The sequence below is a fragment of the Mesorhizobium calcicola genome (assembly GCF_042682105.1).
Classification (GTDB): Bacteria; Pseudomonadota; Alphaproteobacteria; order Rhizobiales; family Rhizobiaceae; genus Mesorhizobium; species Mesorhizobium calcicola.
Genome location: NZ_JBHUGY010000061.1, coordinates 39,673 through 55,975 on the forward strand (window position 1 = coordinate 39,673; position 16,303 = coordinate 55,975).

Below are 16,303 nucleotides of genomic sequence, written 5' to 3' on the forward strand. Positions count from 1 at the left end.
CTTTTTTCTACCAGCGCCGCTCGAACCGACGCCGAAGCACGATCGCGGTGATGTTCATGGCCATGAGGAAGATGAGCAGGATTATGATGGCGCCCGACATGCGCTCGACGAAGGCGCGTTCGGCCTCGTTCGCCCACATGTAGATCTGCACCGGCAGCGCCGTCGCCGGATCGAAAGGCGTCTTCGGATAGTCGGCGACGAAGGCGACCATGCCGATCAGGAGCAGCGGCGCGGTTTCGCCCAGCGCCCGCGCCAGGCCGATGATCGTGCCGGTGAGAATGCCGGGTGCGGCCAGCGGCAGGATGTGCTGGAACACCATCTGCATCTTGGACGCGCCGAGGCCAAGCGCCGCCGCGCGGATCGACGGCGGCACGGCGGCAAGTGCTGCCCGTGTCGCGATGATGATCGTCGGCAGCGTCATCAGCGTCAGCACCAGGCCGCCGACGAAAGCGGCGGAGCGCGGCATGCCGAGGAAATTGATGAACACGGCAAGGCCGAGCAGGCCGAAGACGATCGACGGCACCGCGGCCAGATTGTTGATGTTGACCTCGATCAGGTCGGTGAAACGGTTCTTCTTGGCGAATTCCTCCAGATAGATGGAGGCGGCGACGCCGATCGGCAGTGCCAGGAGCAGCACGATCACCATCATGTAGAACGAGCCGATGATCGCCACGCCCATGCCCGAGGTTTCCGGACGGCTGGAAGCGCCATAGCTGAACAGGCCGGTGTTGAAATGTTCGGCCATCGCGCCGTCCGCCTTGAGCGTGTTCATCCAGGCGATCTGCTGGTCCGAGACCTTGCGGCGCGCTTCCTCGACGCTGAGGTCGATCTGGCCCTTGAAGGCCGAGTCGAGATTGGCAGCGGCAAGGATGTCGACATTGCGCGTCGTGCCGATCACCGACGGATCGGCGGCGACGATGTCGCGCAGCTGGACGCGGGCGCCTTCGGACAGGAAGCCCTTGAGCTTCTTGACGGTCGGCTTGTCGTCGGGATTGATGCCTAGCTTGGCGATCAGCGCCTTTTCCGCGAGCTTGGGATAGTTCGCCTTGACCAGCACGTTCGGATCGGTCGCGCGCATGTTGGAAGGATCGATTACCTTCTCGTCGAAGGTGATCGGCAGCGACACCGTCGTCTGCCAGAAGGCGGTGTAGCCCTTCGAGACGATGGTGATGAGCATGATGGCCAGGAAGGCGAGGCCGACGGAGATCGCCAGCACGCCGTAGATGCGGAAGCGGCGTTCGGCGGCATAGCGGGCCTTCAGGCCGATGTCGCGACGCGGATGGGCCGCGGCCCGGACCATCGTATCCATGGAGATGTCGGTCATTCGTACTGCTCCCGATACTTGCGCACGATGTAGAGCGCGACGATGTTCATCACCAGCGTCAATGCGAACAGCGTCAGGCCGAGCGCAAAGGCAACCAGCGTCTGCGGCGAATTGAACTCGAGATCGCCGGTGAGCTGGTTGACGATCTTGACGGTGATGGTCGTCATAGCCTCGAACGGGTTGATGGTAAGGTTGGCGGCGACGCCCGCCGCCAGCACGACGATCATCGTTTCGCCGATGGCGCGCGAGGCGGTCAGCAGGATGGCGCCGACGATACCGGGAAGTGCCGCCGGCAGGATGACGCGCTTGATCGTCTCCGAACGCGTCGCGCCGAGCCCGAGCGAGCCGTCGCGCATGGCACGTGGCACCGCGGTGATGATGTCGTCGGACAGCGAGGAAACGACCGGGATCAGCATGACGCCCATGACGAGACCGGCGGTGAAGATGCTCTGGCCCTGGATGAAGGGCGTACCGCCGGTGAGCGCCGCGGAGAGATCGCGCAAGAACGGCCCCAGCGTGACGACCGCAAAGATGCCGTAGACGATGGTCGGGATGCCGGCCAGCAGCTCAAGCGCCGGCTTGACCACCGACCGCACCCTGGGCGATGCGTATTCGGCCATGTAGACCGCCGACATCAGGCCGACCGGCACGGCGACCAGCAATGCGATCAAGGCTATGTAAAGGGTGCCGGCGAGAAGCGGGATCAGGCCGAACTGGCCCTGGCTGCCGCCCGAGCCGGCGGCGGCGAAGCGCGGATCCCAGACCGTGCCGAAGAAGAAGCTCATCGGCGACACGCTCTCGAAGAACTGGATCGTCTGGAACAGCATCGAAAGCACGATACCGACCGTGGTCAGGATGGCGATGGTCGAGGCCGCAATCAGTCCCCACAGCATCAGCCGCTCGACATTGTTGCGCGCCCTTGCACGCGGCGCGATTTGCCTGAGCGCATAGAAGGCGCCGGCAATCGAAAGGGCGAGGGCAATGACCGCGCCGAACAGGCCGAGCCTGTCCTGGACCTTGTTCGCCTCGACAGCGATCGGGATCATGTAGTCCTGGGTGTCGGTCGCCAGCGCCACACCCTTGGCGGCGAGCAGCGGCTGCAATTCGGCGAAAGTAGCGGGCAGCGCGGCCAGCGTGCCGGCATCGAGTTGGCGCAGGCCTTTGGCGAGGCTTTTTACCAGGCTGACATCAAGCGCTTCGCTGGCAACCGCGCTGTCGGCGGTGCGCTCGGGCAAGGCTGCGTGAACATGCCGGTCAAGGTAGATGGAAGAGCCGATGTTCCAGGCGGCAATCAGCAAAACGGCAGGCAGGACGGCGAGCAGGAAGGCCCACCAGCCGTGATAGTGGGCGCGCGAATGCGGCTTCACAGTGCCATTATCCTGCGCCGCGGCACGCTGCCGGCCTATGAAGAATGCAACCAGGCCAATGGCAACGACAATGGCGAGTACGAGTATGGACGACATGGACCCACCCCAGGGGAAACTCTAGTCGCAGCCGCCACTGCAGCGGGCGGCGAGAACCAGGGCGCGGACTTTGGCCCGCGCCCCGGTTTGTCAGTTTGATTACAGCGACTTTCCGGCGGCGAAAGCGTCGCGCTGGGCCTTGCGTTCGGCTTCCGGAGCAGCGACGAGGCCGTATTCGGCAAGCGGGCTTTCCGGGCCGATCATCTGGTCGTCAAGGAAAAACTCGACATATTCCTTGAGACCGGGGACGACGCCGAGATGTGCCTTCTTCACATAGAAGAACAGCGGGCGCGACACAGAGTACTTGCCGCTGGCGATGGTCTCGGTCGACGGCGTGACGCCTTCAACGGTGGCGACCTTCAGCTTGTCGGCATTGTTCTCGTAGAAGGCCAGGCCGAACACACCGACGCCAGTCTTGTTCGAGTCGATGCGGGCGAGCGTCTCGGTGTAGTCGCCGTCGATGTCGATGGCCTTGCCGTCCTTGCGGATGGCGACGCAGGTCTTGCCGATTTCCTTGTCGTCGGCGATGCCGGTAGCCTTTATGGCTGCCTTGTCGCAGCCGGCGTCGAGAAGCTTGGTCTCGAACACTTCGCGGGTGCCGTGCTTCTCGCCCGGAATGTAGGCCGCGATATCCCAGTCGGGCAGCTTCGGATTGACCTGGCTCCACTTGGTGTTCGGATTGTCGACGAGCTTGCCGTCGACCACCAGCTTGGCGGCCAGAGCCTTGTAGATGTCGGCGGGAACCAGCGCAAAGTCCGGACCCTTGATGTCGGTGGCGAAGACGATGCCGTCATAGCCGATGCGGACTTCCTGGATTTCCTTCACGCCAGCGTCGACGCAGGACTTGATCTCGTCCTTTTTGATCGGCCGCGAGGAGTTGGCGATATCGATCGTGTCTTCGCCGACGCCCTTGCAGAATTCCTTGATGCCGGCGCCGCTGCCGCCGGACTCGACGACCGGGGTCTTGAACTTGGTGAAGGCTTCGCCGAACTGCTCGGCGACGATCTTGGCATAGGGTAGCACGGTCGACGATCCGGCGACCTGGATCTGGTCGCGCGCGGCGGCGAAGCCGGACGACGCGGCGAGCGCAAGCGCTGCGGCCGACGCCGTGAGAAAGAGTTTGTTCATGTGGCCTGCTCCTGTTCGGAAGATGGTCTCTCGGCGCCATTCCTGTCGGCGCCCGCTGAGGCCAATAGCCTTCGATTATTACAGTTGCATGACAGTTTCATGTCACCCCGGTAACGCGTCAGCGGAGTGAGGGAAATGCCGGCCGGCCGGCGCTCACGACGGAATCCGGCTTTGCTCCCGGAATCAGGCACTTGCGCCGTTTCAGACCGAGAGCGACCCGCGGTTTCGGGATCGCCGCTTCGGCAAAGAAAATCCGGACGGGAGCGCGTTGCTCTCGGCCAGATGTAGTGGCCGGGCCATCGCCGAAAACAGGTCCGTTGGGGTAGGTTGACGCTGTCTCATGCCGGCGGTCGCTGCTCCCGCCCGTAACTGGAAGAGCGGAAATCGATGCGGGCATTGTCTCGGCTGGACGCCGCCTTTGATATGGTGCGATCGCGCCATAGTCTTGCGCCAGTGGGGGGGGTCGCGAATCTTCGCCGTCCCTCCCCGCGATCGGACAAGGCTGTTGCTACCCGGCGTTGCGCTGAGTCTGGCGGCTGGCGCCGACCCAGCGCTCGACCTTCTCGAGCAGGGCCCTTGGACTGATCGGCTTGGGCAGATAGTCGTCCATGCCGGCCTCCAGGCAGCGCTCGCGATCGCCCTTCAACGCATGCGCGGTGACGCCGACGATCGGCACATGCGTGCCGGTTTCTTCCTCCAGCCGGCGAATGGCGGCGGTCGCTTCGAGCCCATTCATTTCCGGCATCGAGACGTCCATCAGGATCATGCACGGATTGAGCCGGCCGAAGGCGTCGAGCGCCTTGCGGCCATTGCCGACGATCTCGAAACCATAGCCGGTCTCGCCGAGAATCTGGGTGAAGACCATCTGGTTCACCTCATTGTCCTCGGCCACCAGGATATCCAGCCTGTCGCCTCCGCCCGTCGCGGGTAGCCGGGGGCGAACCGGAGGCGGCTGCAGCAGCGCCCGTTGTTCCGACGGCTGTGGCCGTGCAACGTTGCGTTGAGGGACATCGGCCGCTTGCGGCTGGGCATCGGTCGTATTGTGGCGATGCCGCTGGATGGTGGCGACCAGCGTTTCGAGCAGCACCGACGACCGCGCCGGCTTGATCAGCTGGGCATCTATGCCGAGATCGCGATAGCTGGTGTTGGCGAGCGACTGGTCGACCGAGGTCAGCATGATGATCGGCGTGCCGGCAAGGCCGGCGGTGTTGCGCACGATCCGCGCCATTTCGGCGCCGCTCATGGCCGGCATCTGGTAGTCGAGCACGACGCAGTCGACCGGCACGCCGTAGGCGGCGGCGGCGATCAGCACCTTGAGACCCTCGGCGCCGCTTTCGGCAGCGCAGGAATCGAACGTCCACGATGTCATCTGCTCGGTCAGGATGGCCCGGTTGACGGCGTTGTCGTCGACGATCAGCACGCGCGCGCCGGTCACATCGACAGGCGTGATGCGTTGCCCGTTCTGCTGTCCGGCCCTCGGCAGCGTGACCGTGAACCAGAAGGTCGAGCCCTTGCCCTCGGCGCTCTCGACACCGATGTCGCCGCCCATCAGTTCGACGAGCCGCGAGGTGATGGCGAGACCGAGGCCGGTTCCCTCGTGCCGCCTCGTCGACGAGGTGTCGACCTGGCTGAATTTTTCGAACACCAGTTTCAGCTTTTCCTCGGGGATGCCTATGCCGGTGTCGGTGACCGAGATCGTCAGTTTCGTCCCGGCTGGAACTCTTTCGCCGGTGACGTCGACCAGCACATGGCCTTCATCGGTGAATTTCACCGCATTGCCGAGCAGGTTGGTGACGATCTGCCTGATGCGGCCGACATCGCCGACGAACACGCTCTCGAGACGAGGCTCGATGCGCACGATGAGCTCGAGATCCTTTTCCTTGGCGCGTGTCGACACCAGCGTCGCCACATCCTCGATCGCCTCGGCAAGGTTGAAGGGTGCCGGATCGAGCACCAGCTGGCCGGCGTCGATCTTGGAGAAATCCAGGATGTCGTTGATGATGGTGAGCAGCGCGTTACCCGATTTGACGATGATGTCGGTAAACGTCTTCTGTTTCAGGTCGAGGTCCGATTTGGCCAGCAGTTCGGCCATGCCGAGCACGCCGTTCATCGGCGTGCGGATCTCGTGGCTCATATTGGCGAGGAATTCCGACTTGGCGCGGTCGGCGAGCACGGCGCGCTGCCGCGCCTCGCGCAGCTCGGCCTCGCGCGTCTTCAGTTCGGTGATGTCGGTGGTCGAGCCGATCAGGTAGAGCGATCCGTCGGAGGCGATCATCGCGCCCTTGCGGGCAAACTGATGCCGCACGCTGCCGTCGGCGAGCGTCACCGTCTCTTCGACCTCCTGGGTCTCGCCGGTGCGTAGGACGGCAAGGTCGCTGTCGACGAAGGCCGCGCCGTCCGGCCCGAAGATCTCGATATCGGTCTTGCCGATGGCGTGGTCCTTGCTGAAGCCGGTCAGATCGCACCAGCCCTTGTTGACGTAGAACTGCCTGAGATCGGAGCGCTTGGCGTAGATCGACACCGGCACGTTGTCGATCAGGCTGCGGAACACCTCGTTCTCGCGCATGCTCTCTTCCAGCGCGCGCTCGCGCCCCTTGACGTCGGTGATGTCGGTGCTCGAACCGACCAGATGCACCGACCCGTCCAGCGCCACCAGGCGGCTCTTGCGCGTCATCAATTGCCGAACCGTGCCGTCGCGATGGGTGACGGGTTCCTCGACCTCCTTGACGGCGCCGGTCACCGCGACTTCGGTGTCGTCATCGCTGTAGCCGTCGGCGTCCTGCGCACCGAACAGCTGGCGGTCGGTGCGGCCGATGACCTCTTCCTTGGCGAGGCCGGTTATCGCGCACCAGGCCTTGTTGACGAACTCTATGCTCAGGTCCTGCGCCTTGATGAAGGCGGCCACCGGCAACTCGTCCAGCACGTGCCGGAACAGATCGATCTGGCGCATCGAGTCGCGCAACGCCTTCTCGCGGCTCTTGATCTCGGAGATGTCGACGCGAACGCCGATGAACGTGCCATCGTCGGTCCGCATGTCGTAGACCTGATACCAGCGGCCGTCGGGATTGAGACGCTCGAACGAGGAATTGGGCAAGCGGTAGCGGGCGAGGATCGCGTCCAGCCAGCGATCGGGGTCGTCGTCGTAGAGCGTGTCGACTTGCGGATCGCCGCTGTTGCGGAAATAGCCGGTCGAATGGCCGAGAACGAGCGCCTCGCGGAGTGTACAACCAGGCTGCCATACCGGCTTCAAGGCCGGCAGCGTATCCTGGATCTTGCGGTTGGCGAAGACGAACTTGTCGTCGCGGTCGTAGATGATCACGGCCGCCGGCAGGGATTCCAGCACGCTGGCGAGATGCTTGCGCGCATCCTCGGTCTCGGTCTCACGGCGCTTCATGTCGGAAATGTCGAACAGGAAACCGGCGACGTAGTTGCGGCCGCTGGCCATACCGACGCGGCTCTTCCTGACGATGCGCGAGCGGCTGGCGCCATCGGCCTCGAAATTTTCTTCCACTTCGTAAGCGCGCCCGCTGGCCAGCACGTCCCGTTCGCTCTGCTCGAAACGCGCGCCGTCGCTGCCTGAGACGAAATCGCCACCGGGCTTGCCAAGCATGGCTTGCGGCGTCTGGCCAAACAAGGCGGCGAACGCCTCGTTGACGAACACAAACCGCAGATGGTCGTCCTTGACGAAGATCGGATCCTTGACGGCGTTGATCACCGCTTCCGCCAGCCGCGCCTTCTCCAGCGCGTCGGCAAGTTCGGCTTCGCGATCCTTCATGTCGGTGACGTCGACATAGGAAATCAGCCGCTTGCCGCCGGCCAGCGGCGCCATCGACGAGATCAGCGTGCGGCCATCATTGCGCGGGAACTGCCGCGATCCGGCTGCGCCGGCCCTGATTTCCGCCTCGCGATCGGCGATATGCTGCTGCCATGTCGCTTCGTCGGAACCATACGGGTCGAAGTCGCGGCTGGCGTCCATCAGCTCGCGGAAGCTGCAGCCGATCTCGGCGCGCCGGGCATCGATCTGCCAGAAATCGTAGAAGGCACGGTTGATGACTTCGGCGCGCAAATCGGCATCGAGGACGAGGACACCGATCGGCATCTGGTCGACCATCGTACGAAGGCTGGCGAAGGTCTCGGCGGTCCTGGCATTGGCGTTCTCGACTTCGGCGTCGCGAAGCTTTAGCTCGGTGATGTCGTAGTAGGTCAGCAGGCGCTTGCCGCCGGACAGCGCGGTGACCGAGAACATCATGGTCCTGCCGTCAGCGTGGCGAAACTCGCGTGGCGCAACGGAGCCGGCGCGGATCTCCTCCATGCGGGTGGCGAGGTAGCGTTGCCATTGCTGTTCGTCGATATCGCCATAGATGCCGTTGCGGCGGTTGAGTTCCATCAACAGGCTGAACGGGGCGCCGACGGTCACGGCACCGTCCGGAATCCTGGAGAGGTCGCGATAGGCCTTGTTGACGATCAGCGTGTCGAGCCTCGCGTCCAGAAGCACGACGCCCATGTGCATGGCGTCCATCGTCCGCTCGAGATCGGCAAGATGCTGGACGGGTTCGCTGTCGGCGGACGGCTTCTGCCCCAGGGTTTCGAAGGCGGCGGCCAGCGCCGTGACATTGCGGCCGATGCCGCGATAGCCGGCAAATCTTCCCTCGCTATCGAACTTTGGAAAGCCCGTGGTCAAGATCCAGCGGCAATCGGCGCGGCCGCCTTTCAATTCATGGACGAAGTCGCGAAACGGCCGGTGCGCCTGCAGATCCGCCAGATGCGCGGCACCCCTGCTGTCGCCATTCACGTCCCGGTTGAGGAAGTCGAAGCGGAATCGGCCAAGCACATCAGCCGGATCGATGCCGGTGGCTGCCTGGTAGTTTTGCGAAAGCCAGGAGAAGCGCAGCTCGGCGTCGGTCTCCCAGACCCAGTCCGAGCCGGCTTCGACCAGTTGGCGAAGCGTATCGGGCGAATCCATGTCGGCAACGGACGACGATGCATCGTCCCCATGCGCCGCCGATCCGCGAGACCCGCGCTTGCCGATTGTGTCGTTCGCTTCCGCCATGCCGTCCCCACCCCGAAAACCAAGGCCGAACCCTCCCCCCGCGGTTCGTCGGCGGAATGTGCCCGAGAAGCATTAACGATCCGCTAACCTTAACGGGCGGTTAGATAGTCCCGCCGACACGGCCTGCGTTATTGCGCCGGGTTGTCGGCGGGGACGAAGCCGCTATATAAGCTCCAAGGGATATTGCGGATGTTTGGACGGATTTTGCCTTGCGTCATGGGGCTGACGCTGCTTTTCGGCGGCGGCTGCTCGCGCACCTATGATGGCACCGTGGTCATCCCGAGGCCGCTCGATGTCAGGCGTTTCTGGGATCGGCCGCCACCGCGGGTCGAATACGGGCAGGTCGAAGACGGCGCCTTTCCGGTGGCACCGCAGCCGCCGCAGCGATTTTCCGAGCGCAGGGTCGTGACCCGGGCCGCGCCAAGACGACACCGGACGAGGATCTCGGCACCACCCGCACCGTCTGGACCGGCGCGGCCGCTCGCGTGCAAGAACGTCAGCGAACCCGGCAAGAGAGTTCGCATGGTCTGCGAATAGCGATCGACCGACAGATACCTTTTCGGGGTGAGCTTGCCTTCAGAGCAATTCCAGGAAAGTGCGAAGCGGTTTTCTGTCCGGAATTTCGTAAAACAACGAGAGCGGTCAAACGCGACGCGCTTTAAAGCGAGGCGGCGCCCTTATTGGGCTCTTTCGCACCGAGCTTGTCGAGTGCGAGACGCACCTGACGCAAATCGTCCTGCCAGCCGTCATCGTCGCCCATCGGGCTCTCCGACGCGGCCCGCTGCAGCCCACGTGCCTCGGATTCGATCTCGCGCAGCTCAGCGATTTTCTGTTCGGTGGTCAGGGAGCCGTCTTCGACGATCTCCAGCACCCTCATTTCCTTGAACGTGGCCATAGCGTTTCTCCTGGCTGATGTCGATCACAACGCCGTGGGCTTCCCTCTGTTCCAGACCCCTCTGTTCCACACAGCCGCAATCAATCCGCCGTTACCGTCAGGGCTTTTGAAACCTTTGCCCGGCTTTCCGCGTTGAACGGCCAGAGGAGAACGCAGATGTCGATCCATTTCACGGTTTCAGACCTGACAAGGAACCTGTTTCACTCGCTGGGGCTGGATCACGAGCGCGCGCCAAGGCCTCTCAACGCCGAGCAAAACCTGCTGCTGGAATGCTATCTGGCCGGCCATGTCCCGGAATCGGCCTGGAACGACTACGTCTTCGAGACGCCTGACCTTGCCCGGCATGCCGAGGCAAGGCGCAACCACCACTGAGGCCGCGAATGCATGTCGCCCGACGCACTTGGAGCATGATGCCGAAAAGTGTGAAGCGGTTTTCGGACGACATCATGCTCTATCTCTTTGAGTTAGAGTCCAGACAAAAAGTTGGCTTGATCGCTGCTCGGTCACATCCCGGCGATAGCATGCGAAAGCAAAAAGGCCGGCATTGCGCCGACCTTTCCTTCCACCTCGGCGCCAGTACATCCGTGGTCGCGGGGTGAATTATCGGCAGTAGACAGGGCTTTGGTAAACGAAACCTTAACCTCGGGCCCCTTTCCTCAGGCCTTGGCCTGCGACTTCACATGGGCGATGTAGCCGCGCACGTCGCCGGCCGGCTCGGTGTAGGCCTTGCCGAGCGTCTTCTCGATCGCCGCCATATAGTCCTTCGTCCATTTGGGCAGGGGATAGTCGATGACGGCCAGGAATTCGAGCGTGGCCGCCAGGCGGATATCGGCGATAGACGGGTTCTTGCCGCCGATGAACGGCTTGCCGTCCCTGAAGAAGCTGTGGAAGACCTCAAGCGGCTCGGCGATCGCGGCCATCGCGGCCTTCTGTGCTTCGGACTTCCTGTCGGGGTGGGCGTCGCTGTGGCCGACCTCACCGGCATATTGCGGAAAGCCGAGGAACGGATAGGTGGCGCGCGCCACATAGGGGTAGAGCGTGCCGACCAGGTAGAACATGGCGCTGTCGATCATCGCCCGCTTGGCCGGCGCCTTGGGGTAGAATTTCTCCAGCCCGTGCTTGTTGGCGAGGTATTGCATGATGGCGCAGCTTTCCCACAACACGCCTCTGGGAAGGCCCTTGTCCTCGATCATTGGCGTCAGATGGGCGGGGTTTCGCGCCATGAATTCCGGCGAGCGGGTGTGGCCCCAGGCATCGGTCTCGTCGGCACCCAGCCCGGCCGCGCGCGCGAACACCCGGACGGTCATGTTGTTGACGCTGGGCTTCAGCATGCTGAGCTTCACGCCGGGTGTCTTCGCCGGCTTCGCCTTGGCCTTCGCAGCGGGCTTGGCGGCAGCCTTGACCGCCGGCTTTGCCGCCGCTTTCGCCGCCGGCTTGGCGGCTGCCTTGGCCGCGGGTTTCCTGGCGCTCTTCGTTGCTGTCTTGGCCATGTGTTCCTCCCTTCGGTTTGTTCAATAGGGGTTCTTGGGCCCCCGGTCGTCCGACAAGGTCGCGCGGGAACGCTCGACGAGCGCCTGGATCGCATCGGCGAGATGCACTTCCGCGATATTATAGTCGCCGCGCGCGACCCGCAGTCCGTGCGCTTCCATCAGCACGTCGGCATGGGTGAAGCCCGCCGGCGGCTCGAAGCGGTAGGATGCCAGTTCGATCAGCAGGCCGAGCGGATCCTCGAAATAAATCGAATCCATGAAGCCGCGATCCTTGACGCCGCTGTGCTTGATGCCGCGCTCGTCGAGCCGGGCGACCGCCTGCAGGAAGGTGACGCGAGACACCGCAAAAGCGATGTGGTGGACGCAACCCGGATCGGTCGGCGTGCGCCGCTTCTCCGGAGTGCGGCTCTCATCGGTGAAGACGGTGATCAGCCGGCCGTCGCCCGGATCGAAATAGAGGTGGCTCTCTTTTGCCTTGTCGAGGTTGGGCTGCTCGAAGATGAACGGCATGCCGAGCACGCCTTCCCAGAAATCGATCGAGGTCTGGCGCCCGGCGCCGACCAGCGTGATGTGATGCACGCCCTGCGCTTGCAGCTTATGCATTGGCTTTCCTCCCCGTGGCATCAACTGCCCGTCCAGAGCCCAGCACCCGGCGTTCCGCGCGCCGCTGGGGCCGTGCCTCAGGATCCATGACGCGATGCTAATGCAATCGGCCGCGTTGCGCCAGAAGCGACGAATGCAGCCAAGGGCGGACGATTGGTGGAGACGGAGAGAGTGGTACGCCCAAGGGGAATCGAACCCCTGTTCCCGCCGTGAGAGGGCGGTGTCCTGACCGCTAGACGATGGGCGCGTTCAAGAACCGGCGATATAGGCTGACGGCTGGGAAAAAGCAACTGGGGTTCGGCCGCTTTACCGCGTCGCGGAAAAACCGGCGGCAGGCCTAGCGTTTCGGCTCGATCAGGTCCCAGAGATTGCCGTAGAGATCAGCGAAAACCGCGACCGTGCCATAGGGCTCGAAGCGCGGCGCCTCGCGGAATTCGACGCCCTTCTCCAGCATCGCCGCATGGTCGCGGGCAAAGTCGTCGGTTTCGAGGAACAGGAAGACACGGCCGCCGGTCTGGTTCCCGATGCTTTTGCCTTGTGCCTCGTCGGAAGCCTCGGCCAGGAGCAGCCTGGCGCCCTGCCCGCGGGCCGGCGCCACCGTGACCCAGCGCTTGCCGCCGCCGAGATCGACATCCTCGACGAGCAGGAAGCCCAGCCGCTCGACATACCAGGCAATCGCCTCGTCATAATTGGCGACGACCAGCGCCACGGTCGCGACACGGCGGTGTTCGGCAAACCCGGTCATCCATTACCCATTTGTTGCGGCCCGCTCATTTGCGGATTGCAAAACGGCCGATCAGGCGGCGCTCGGCGATATCGTAGATGAAGATCGTGCGGCTGCCGTCGGCAAGCTCGGTGTCGATGGAGACGCGATTGCCGGACAGCGATTGGCTGATCACCTTGGCGCCGACCGGCAGCACGATGTCGCCGCTGACCGGCTCGCCGGCCGGCACCTGGATGTCACCCGCCAGCGGCGGTTTCGCCGGCGGTGCGTTGCGCGCTTTGTAGACAAGGGCACCGATCACCACCATAAGGGCGAGGAACAGCAGGCCGAGATTGATCCCGACGAAGCGCACGAGTTTCCTGCGCACCTTTTCGACCTCGGGGTCGAGCGGCTTTTCCCGGCCTTCAACAGCGGGGTCTTCGTCAGCGGTTGGGCTGGCCATGGCAAACAGTCCGGAACGGTTTTTCGATGAGCGCTCATAACGAAGAGGCCCCTGAATTGATAGAGGACCAATTCACGGAGCCCACCGTGCTGGTGGCGGGCGCGGATGCGGCCGGTCTGCGCCTCGACCAGTGGCTGGCGGCGAGCCTTGGCCCGGACATGTCGCGCAGCCGCGTGCAGATGCTGATCAGGCAGGGCGCGGTTTTGATCGACGGCAAGCCTGTCGACGAGACCAAACGCAAGATGACGCCGGGCGAAAGCGTCTCGGTGACCATGCCGGAGCCGGAACCGGCGGCGCCGCAGGGCGAGAACATCGCGCTTGATGTGCTCTATGAGGATGACGACCTGATCGTCATCAACAAGCCGGCTGGCCTTGTCGTGCACCCCGGCGCCGGCAACTGGACCGGCACGCTGGTCAACGCGCTGATCCATCATTGCGGCGACAGTCTTTCCGGCATTGGCGGCGTGCGGCGGCCGGGCATCGTTCACCGCCTCGACAAGGAGACCAGCGGCGTCATGGTGGTCGCCAAGACCGATCGCGCCCACAAGTCGCTATCCGAAGCCTTCGCCGATCATGGCCTGACCGGCGATCTCGAGCGCGCCTACCTGGCATTGGTCTGGGGCATACCGCAGCGGCCGACCGGCACGGTCGACGCGCCGCTCGGCCGCGCCGCCGACCGCGTGCGCCGCGCCGTGGTGCCGGAAGGACGCGACGACGCCCGCCATGCCGTCACCCACTTTGCCGTGCGGGAGCGCTTCGGCGTCGATCAGCAGGCGTTCGCCACGGCCAGCCTGGTCGAATGCCGGCTCGAGACCGGCCGCACCCACCAGATCCGCGTCCACATGGCGCATATCGGCCATCCGGTGATCGGCGACCCCGACTACGGCCAGGCCTTCCGCACCAAGGCCAACCGGCTGCCCGAACCGCTGAAAGGCCAGGTCAAGGCATTTTCCCGGCAAGCTTTGCATGCCTGGCTCCTTGCATTTCGCCATCCGGCTACCCATCTAACGATGAGGTTCGAGGCGCCGTTGCCGGGGGACATGGAGGAACTCGTCGGCGGCTTTCGCAAACTCTAAACCTGCCATCAAAAAACCTGAGTGGCATTGTTCACTTCAACGTGACACACTGTTTCGTGTTGAACGAATGCCTGTCTTTTCTGGTTTTGTTCCTGTATACATCTGATGTCGCGGGCGAGCCTTTTGGTGCTCGCGTCACATGCCCGCCGCGTTTCGGGGGCATCACTCCAATAGAGAGGGGGCGCTATCATGGCCCAGTCATTACCCAGTATCGTTTCCGGCGAAGGCGGCCTCAGCCGCTACCTGGAAGAAATCCGCCGCTTTCCCATGCTGCAGCCGCAGGAAGAGTACATGCTCGCCAAGCGTTACGCCGAGCATGAAGACACCTCTGCCGCGCACAAGCTCGTCACCAGCCACCTTCGGCTCGTTGCCAAGATCGCCATGGGCTATCGCGGCTATGGCCTGCCGATCGGCGAGGTAATCTCGGAAGGCAATGTCGGCCTCATGCAGGCCGTCAAGAAATTCGAACCCGAGCGCGGCTTCCGCCTCGCGACCTATGCCATGTGGTGGATCAAGGCCTCGATCCAGGAGTACATCCTGCGCTCGTGGAGCCTAGTCAAGATGGGCACGACCGCCAACCAGAAGCGCCTGTTCTTCAACCTGCGCAAGGTGAAGGGCAAGATCCAGGCGCTGGATGACGGCGACCTCAAGCCCGACCAGATCGCCGAGATCGCCACCAGGCTGAACGTTTCCGAGGCCGAAGTGGTGTCGATGAACCGCCGCCTGTCGGGCGACGCCTCGCTCAACGCCCCGATCCGGGCGAGCGAAGGCGAATCCGGCGAATGGCAGGATTGGCTGGTCGACGACCACGAAAGCCAGGAAGAGATGCTGATCGAGCAGGACGAGCTGGAAAACCGGCGCGGCATGCTGTCGGGCGCTCTTGCCGTGCTCAACGAGCGCGAGCGGCGCATCTTCGAGGCCCGTCGCCTCGCCGAGGAGCCGCTGACCCTGGAAGAGCTGTCGGCCGAGTTCGACATCAGCCGCGAGCGCGTGCGCCAGATCGAAGTGCGCGCCTTCGAAAAGGTGCAGGACGCCGTCAAGGCCGCCGCCAAGCGCCAGACCCAGGCGCTGCGCACCATCGAAGTACAGCCGGCGACGTAAAGCCAGCTTCGGCAACGAAACACAAAGGCGGCGTCAGGAAACTGACGCCGCCGTTTTTTGTCTAACGGTTGCCGGCAATTTGGTGATAAAGGGGGACATCCGATCAGAGCAATCGCCATTGGCGATTGCCCCCTGAGGCAGACATCCGCAGTCTCTTTACAACCCATCTAGCGGAAACTTCAGATACCGGCGGCCATTGGCTTCCGGGTCCGGCAGCCGTCCGCCATTCATGTTGACCTGCAGCGCATGCAGGATCAGCCTCGGCATCGGCAGTGTCCTGTCGCGGGTTTCGCGAAGGGCGACGAACTCGGCTTCGGTGCGCGCGGCAACGAGATGGATGTTGCCAGTCTTCTGCGCCGCGACCGTGCTTTCCCACAACGGCTCGCGCCCACCGGCCTGATAGTCATGGCCGACGAACAGGCGGGTTTCGTCCGGCAGCGCCAGGATGTCCTGGATCGAACGCCAGAGCCGCGCGGCGCTGCCGCCAGGAAAGTCCGCCCTCGCCGAGCCGCTGTCGGGCACGAACAGCGTATCGTGGACGAAGGCGGCATCGCCGATCACATAGGTGATCGAGGCCAGCGTGTGCCCGGGTGAGAACAGCACCTTGACCGGAAGGTGCCGATCCGGACAGGTCTCTGCCTCCGCCAAACAGGCTGTCCCACTGCGAACCGTCGGTGGGAAAATCCGGCCAGTGTAGATCGCCTTCCACAGTTTCTGGACGTCGACGATCCTGTCGCCGATCGCCGTGGCGCTCCGGTCTTCTGCTTCAGATAGTGAGCCGCCGAGAAATGGTCGGCATGCGGATGTGTATCGAGAATCCACTCAACGCTCAGACCCTGCTCGCTGATAAAGTCGAGCAAGGCATCGGCGCTCTTCGTTTGCCGTGGCGCCGGACCTCTCGTCGAAGTCGAGGATCGGATCGATGATGGCGCATTGCTTCGTCGCCTGGTCGGCGACGACATACTGGATGGCCCCAGTCGGCTTGTCGTAGAAGCCGCTGACCTGCG

The 16,303-nt window shown here is 63.7% G+C and carries 14 protein-coding genes, 1 tRNA gene and 1 pseudogene; 4 read left to right on the plus strand and 12 right to left on the minus strand.

Annotation, left to right across the window (positions count from 1 at the left end; translation table 11 throughout):
• Positions 1 to 7: 7 nt before the first annotated feature.
• From pstA to ACFSQT_RS32520, 4 genes are all read right to left on the minus strand, one after another.
• Positions 8 to 1,324: a phosphate ABC transporter permease PstA gene (pstA, locus tag ACFSQT_RS32505; RefSeq protein ID WP_379025781.1), complete on the minus strand. Its 1,317-nt coding sequence runs from the start codon at positions 1,322 to 1,324 to the stop codon at positions 8 to 10.
• Positions 1,321 to 2,787, minus strand: coding sequence for a phosphate ABC transporter permease subunit PstC (pstC, locus tag ACFSQT_RS32510; RefSeq protein ID WP_379025783.1), 1,467 nt, complete (start codon positions 2,785 to 2,787; stop codon positions 1,321 to 1,323). The genes pstA and pstC overlap by 4 nt, the downstream gene beginning before the upstream one ends.
• A gap of 99 nt (positions 2,788 to 2,886) precedes the next feature.
• A complete protein-coding gene (locus ACFSQT_RS32515) occupies positions 2,887 to 3,915 on the minus strand; it encodes a substrate-binding domain-containing protein (RefSeq protein WP_379025785.1) in 1,029 nt (342 codons plus the stop codon).
• Positions 3,916 to 4,423: 508 nt separating this feature from the next.
• Positions 4,424 to 8,965 (minus strand): PAS domain-containing protein, encoded by a 4,542-nt coding sequence (locus ACFSQT_RS32520; RefSeq protein WP_379025787.1) that lies wholly within the window; start codon positions 8,963 to 8,965, stop codon positions 4,424 to 4,426.
• Positions 8,966 to 9,154: 189 nt separating this feature from the next.
• Between ACFSQT_RS32520 and ACFSQT_RS32525 the strand changes: the two genes are divergently transcribed.
• On the plus strand, positions 9,155 to 9,502 hold the full coding sequence (locus ACFSQT_RS32525) for a hypothetical protein (RefSeq protein WP_379025789.1): 348 nt from the start codon (positions 9,155 to 9,157) through the stop codon (positions 9,500 to 9,502).
• A 121-nt stretch (positions 9,503 to 9,623) separates the two neighbouring features.
• On the opposite strand, the gene ACFSQT_RS32530 is transcribed toward ACFSQT_RS32525, so the two are convergent.
• The gene (locus ACFSQT_RS32530) at positions 9,624 to 9,860 is read right to left on the minus strand and encodes a hypothetical protein (RefSeq protein ID WP_379025791.1); all 237 of its coding nucleotides are present in this window, start codon (positions 9,858 to 9,860) and stop codon (positions 9,624 to 9,626) included.
• Positions 9,861 to 10,016: 156 nt separating this feature from the next.
• Here ACFSQT_RS32530 and ACFSQT_RS32535 point away from each other — a divergent pair, with 156 nt between their 5' ends.
• The gene (locus tag ACFSQT_RS32535) at positions 10,017 to 10,232 is read left to right on the plus strand and encodes a hypothetical protein (protein ID WP_379025793.1); all 216 of its coding nucleotides are present in this window, start codon (positions 10,017 to 10,019) and stop codon (positions 10,230 to 10,232) included.
• 284 nt (positions 10,233 to 10,516) lie between these two features.
• Here the strand turns inward: ACFSQT_RS32535 and ACFSQT_RS32540 are convergent, their stop codons facing one another.
• From ACFSQT_RS32540 to ACFSQT_RS32560, 5 genes are all read right to left on the minus strand, one after another.
• Positions 10,517 to 11,350: a glutathione S-transferase family protein gene (locus ACFSQT_RS32540; protein WP_379025795.1), complete on the minus strand. Its 834-nt coding sequence runs from the start codon at positions 11,348 to 11,350 to the stop codon at positions 10,517 to 10,519.
• 21 nt (positions 11,351 to 11,371) lie between these two features.
• A complete protein-coding gene (locus ACFSQT_RS32545; protein WP_379025797.1) occupies positions 11,372 to 11,953 on the minus strand; it encodes a VOC family protein in 582 nt (193 codons plus the stop codon).
• 172 nt (positions 11,954 to 12,125) lie between these two features.
• A tRNA-Glu gene (locus ACFSQT_RS32550) sits at positions 12,126 to 12,200 on the minus strand.
• 90 nt (positions 12,201 to 12,290) lie between these two features.
• Positions 12,291 to 12,698, minus strand: a complete 408-nt coding sequence (locus ACFSQT_RS32555) for a VOC family protein (RefSeq protein WP_379025799.1) — start codon at positions 12,696 to 12,698, stop codon at positions 12,291 to 12,293.
• Between the two features lie 25 nt (positions 12,699 to 12,723).
• Complete coding sequence (locus ACFSQT_RS32560; RefSeq protein WP_379025800.1) at positions 12,724 to 13,119, minus strand: fimbrial protein; 396 nt, start codon at positions 13,117 to 13,119, stop codon at positions 12,724 to 12,726.
• 26 nt (positions 13,120 to 13,145) lie between these two features.
• On the opposite strand from ACFSQT_RS32560, the gene ACFSQT_RS32565 reads away from it, so the two are divergent.
• Together ACFSQT_RS32565 and rpoH are read left to right on the plus strand one after the other, a co-directional pair.
• Complete coding sequence (locus tag ACFSQT_RS32565; protein WP_379025802.1) at positions 13,146 to 14,195, plus strand: RluA family pseudouridine synthase; 1,050 nt, start codon at positions 13,146 to 13,148, stop codon at positions 14,193 to 14,195.
• 189 nt (positions 14,196 to 14,384) lie between these two features.
• Entirely contained in the window at positions 14,385 to 15,296 is a 912-nt protein-coding gene (rpoH, locus tag ACFSQT_RS32570) for an RNA polymerase sigma factor RpoH (RefSeq protein WP_379025804.1), read from the plus strand.
• 156 nt (positions 15,297 to 15,452) lie between these two features.
• Here the strand turns inward: rpoH and ACFSQT_RS32575 are convergent, their stop codons facing one another.
• Positions 15,453 to 16,037 carry an MBL fold metallo-hydrolase gene (locus tag ACFSQT_RS32575; RefSeq protein WP_379025808.1) on the minus strand — a complete coding sequence of 195 codons (585 nt, stop codon included), beginning with the start codon at positions 16,035 to 16,037 and terminating at the stop codon, positions 15,453 to 15,455.
• Between the two features lie 81 nt (positions 16,038 to 16,118).
• A pseudogene (locus ACFSQT_RS32580) lies at positions 16,119 to 16,303 on the minus strand (MBL fold metallo-hydrolase); the annotation flags it as partial.

Bases quoted from the DNA above. Each gene is read 5' to 3' on its own strand.
- rpoH (WP_379025804.1), top strand. From the start codon at position 14,385: ATGGCCCAGTCATTACCCAGTATCGTTTCCGGCGAAGGCGGCCTCAGC.
- pstA (WP_379025781.1), bottom strand. From the start codon at position 1,324: ATGACCGACATCTCCATGGATACGATGGTCCGGGCCGCGGCCCATCCG.
- ACFSQT_RS32565 (WP_379025802.1), top strand. From the start codon at position 13,146: ATGAGCGCTCATAACGAAGAGGCCCCTGAATTGATAGAGGACCAATTC.
- ACFSQT_RS32555 (WP_379025799.1), bottom strand. From the start codon at position 12,698: ATGACCGGGTTTGCCGAACACCGCCGTGTCGCGACCGTGGCGCTGGTC.
- ACFSQT_RS32520 (WP_379025787.1), bottom strand. From the start codon at position 8,965: ATGGCGGAAGCGAACGACACAATCGGCAAGCGCGGGTCTCGCGGATCG.
- ACFSQT_RS32545 (WP_379025797.1), bottom strand. From the start codon at position 11,953: ATGCATAAGCTGCAAGCGCAGGGCGTGCATCACATCACGCTGGTCGGC.
- ACFSQT_RS32515 (WP_379025785.1), bottom strand. From the start codon at position 3,915: ATGAACAAACTCTTTCTCACGGCGTCGGCCGCAGCGCTTGCGCTCGCC.
- ACFSQT_RS32525 (WP_379025789.1), top strand. From the start codon at position 9,155: ATGTTTGGACGGATTTTGCCTTGCGTCATGGGGCTGACGCTGCTTTTC.
- pstC (WP_379025783.1), bottom strand. From the start codon at position 2,787: ATGTCGTCCATACTCGTACTCGCCATTGTCGTTGCCATTGGCCTGGTT.
- ACFSQT_RS32530 (WP_379025791.1), bottom strand. From the start codon at position 9,860: ATGGCCACGTTCAAGGAAATGAGGGTGCTGGAGATCGTCGAAGACGGC.
- ACFSQT_RS32535 (WP_379025793.1), top strand. From the start codon at position 10,017: ATGTCGATCCATTTCACGGTTTCAGACCTGACAAGGAACCTGTTTCAC.
- ACFSQT_RS32540 (WP_379025795.1), bottom strand. From the start codon at position 11,350: ATGGCCAAGACAGCAACGAAGAGCGCCAGGAAACCCGCGGCCAAGGCA.
- ACFSQT_RS32560 (WP_379025800.1), bottom strand. From the start codon at position 13,119: ATGGCCAGCCCAACCGCTGACGAAGACCCCGCTGTTGAAGGCCGGGAA.